Source organism: Inquilinus limosus MP06 (assembly GCF_000767795.1).
In the GTDB taxonomy this organism is placed as follows: domain Bacteria; phylum Pseudomonadota; class Alphaproteobacteria; order DSM-16000; family Inquilinaceae; genus Inquilinus; species Inquilinus limosus_E.
On the sequence record NZ_JANX01000703.1, the window covers coordinates 1 to 2,784 of the forward strand.

Annotated in this window: 3 protein-coding genes; 2 read left to right on the forward strand and 1 reads right to left on the reverse strand. The window is 69.9% G+C overall.

What is annotated here, in order from left to right; translation table 11 throughout:
- Positions 1 to 306, reverse strand: a 306-nt coding sequence (locus P409_RS31105) for a sugar nucleotide-binding protein (protein WP_034847592.1), incomplete at its 3' end; no start/stop codon positions are given.
- 195 nt (positions 307 to 501) lie between these two features.
- Between P409_RS31105 and P409_RS31110 the strand changes: the two genes are divergently transcribed.
- The gene (locus P409_RS31110) at positions 502 to 1,260 is read left to right on the forward strand and encodes a response regulator (protein ID WP_238578811.1); all 759 of its coding nucleotides are present in this window, start codon (positions 502 to 504) and stop codon (positions 1,258 to 1,260) included.
- The gene (locus P409_RS31115) at positions 1,260 to 2,633 is read left to right on the forward strand and encodes an ATP-binding protein (RefSeq protein WP_052121606.1); all 1,374 of its coding nucleotides are present in this window, start codon (positions 1,260 to 1,262) and stop codon (positions 2,631 to 2,633) included. The genes P409_RS31110 and P409_RS31115 overlap by 1 nt, the downstream gene beginning before the upstream one ends.
- The last annotated feature ends 151 nt before the right edge of the window (positions 2,634 to 2,784 follow it).

Genomic DNA, 2,784 nt, shown 5'->3' on the forward strand with positions numbered 1-2,784 from the left:
GCCGTCGCGCAGCCGGGGCAGGGCCAGCCGCAGCAGTGCCACCTGGCCCAGCAGCTTGGCGTGCAGCCCATCCAGGAAGGCCTCGTCCGGTGCGTCGATCGGCGCCATTCGGGCGCTGGCCGCGCAGCAGATCACGGCATCGACCGGTCCGGCCTCGGCCAGCAGCGCGGCGATCGACTCCGGATCCGCCATGTCGACTGACGGCGAGCCCCGGCGCGACGCCCGCACCACCCTGTGCCGCGGCTCCAGCGCGGCGGCGACGGCCGACCCGATCGTGCCGGTGGCGCCGATGACGATGATCTTCATGGGAGTCCCTCGGTGTCCGATGCCGAGAATGCGATCCCGCGTCTCTGAAGAGAATGGCCTCTGATCTTCAATGGCTGTGAAGCGGACAGTGTAGAATGCGCCGCCACAGGGCACCGTCCCGGTGCCCGAAGCGGCGTTTACAAAAAATAACATTTGGACTGATGATCGGCCGTCGGCCCGCTGAGACAATGGGCCATGGCCGGACCCAGAAAGACCATGCCGACCGCCGCAGCGGCGCGCCCGGAGGCACAGCCGCATGTCCTCCTCGTCGAGGATGATCTCGAGATCTCGCGGATGCTGCAGGGCGTTCTCGCCGAGAGCGGCTTCACCGTCTCCGCCGTCGCCGATGCGGGCGAGATGGATGCGGTGCTGCGCCTGGTCCCGGTCGATCTCGTGGTCCTCGACATCATGCTGCCGGGGGAGGACGGGCTCAGCATCTGCCGCCGTCTCCGCGCCGCTTCGGCGATCCCGATCATCATGGTGACGGCGCGCGGCGACGCGGTCGACCGGATCGTCGGGCTGGAGATCGGGGCCGACGACTACCTGCCCAAGCCGTTCGATTCCCGCGAGCTGGTGGCCCGCATCCGGGCACTGCTGCGCCGCGTCCAGGGCGGGGCCGGCGGCGGTGTCCGCCGACGCCCGCTGCGCTTCGCCGGGTGGCGGATCGATCCCGCCTCGCGCCAACTGCACGATCCCGACGGGGTGCAGGTGGCGATGACCAGCGTCGAGTTCGACCTGCTGGCGGCGCTGTGCGGCCACCCCGGCCAGGTGCTGTCGCGCGACCAGCTGATCGAGCTGACCCATAGCGGCCTGGCCAGCCCGGTGCAGCGCAGCATCGACGTCCATGTCAGCCGCATCCGCCAGAAGATCGAGCCCGATCCCGACAATCCGCGCTTCATCAAGACCGTGCGCCTCGGCGGCTATATGTTCACCGAGCGGGTCGAGCCGGCCTGATGCGGTTCCCCTCCCGCCTGATCCCGCACAGCATCGCCGTCCAGATCACCGGGATCTTCGCCGTGTCCGTGCTGCTGGGCATCGGGCTGACCAGCGCCATCCTGTTCCTGTTCTTCCGGGAGCCCGACGCGCGGGACGGGGATTCGCTCTCGGCGACGGGGATCGGCAAGGTCATTCAGATCGCCCAGACCGCCGAGACCCTGGAGGAGCTCGACAAGATCCTCGACGTCGCCCGGCGGGCCGGTTTCAGCGCCGTCCGGGTCCCGCTGGCGGAGTTCACGGCCCGCCCCGCGGATGCGCCGATGCCGTTCGCGACCGGCGTGATCGCGTTTCAGCTGAGGACCCTCTGGGGCATCGAGGTGCGCAGCGCCGACTTCCACCCCGGCGCCGGCGACGGCCTGATCGTGCAGCTCGACGACCGGTCCGCCCTGGTGTTCGCGGCCCCCACCCTGTCCAGCCTGTGGCGGTTCATCCTCAGGCCCACCGTCCTGATCATCATCACGATGCTCGTCTTCGTCCTGTTCCTGTCGGTCTATGCGGTGCGCTGGATCATCGCGCCGCTGTCGGCATTGGGGCACGCGGCCGAATCCTTCGGCCATTCACCCGACGATAACCGCCTGATCGACCGCCGGGGGCCGCGCGAGATCGGCCAGGTCGCCGATGCGCTCAACGACATGCGCACCCGCATCCGTGCCCTGATCGACGATCGCACCCGCATGCTGGCCGCGATCAGCCACGACCTCCGGACGCCGCTGACCCGGTTGCGCCTGCGCGCCGAGCGGATCGGCGATGCGGAGCTGCGGGACGGCATCCTGCACGAGGTGGTGCGGATCAGCGGCATGCTGGACGAGACGCTGGAGTATCTGCGGCCCGGCATCCGCGAGGAGCGGATGTCGCGGGTCGACCTGCCCAGCCTGCTGCAGACGATCTGTGTCGAATTCGGCGATGTCGGCCACGACATCGCCTATGCCGGGCCGCCGCGCCTGGCCTGGGTGTGCCGGCCCAACGCGCTGGCCCGGGCGGTCAGCAACATCGTCGACAACGCGGTCCAGCACGGATCGGCGGTGCGGGTCGGGCTGCGGGTCTGCGCGGCCGGCGGGGCGGAGGTCGAGGTGGCGGATGACGGTCCGGGCATCCCGGCGACGCTGCGCGAGAAGGTCTTCGACCCCTTCTTCAAGGGCGACGACGCGCGGCCGGCCTCGGCGGGGCGGGGCTTCGGGCTGGGCCTGTCGATCGCGCGGGACGTTGTCCGCGGCCACGGCGGCCGGATCGAGCTGCTGGACCATGCACCGCGCGGCCTGGTCGTCCGCATCTCGCTGCCGCCCACCGATCCGTTGGCTCGCGGGGCTGCGGGTCGCGGAAACATCTCTTAACAGAACTTAAAACCCGTCCATCCGGCCGGCTTCTACTCTCGCGGCTCCATCGAGCCACGGGATGAATCGCATGTCAGTGTCTTCGTCGACCGCCCTTGCGTCTTCTGGGCGAATTCTTCGTCGCGGCCGGCGCCGGCGCGATCCTAGGCCG

Bases quoted from the DNA above. Each gene is read 5' to 3' on its own strand.
- P409_RS31110 (WP_238578811.1), top strand. From the start codon at position 502: ATGGCCGGACCCAGAAAGACCATGCCGACCGCCGCAGCGGCGCGCCCG.
- P409_RS31115 (WP_052121606.1), top strand. From the start codon at position 1,260: ATGCGGTTCCCCTCCCGCCTGATCCCGCACAGCATCGCCGTCCAGATC.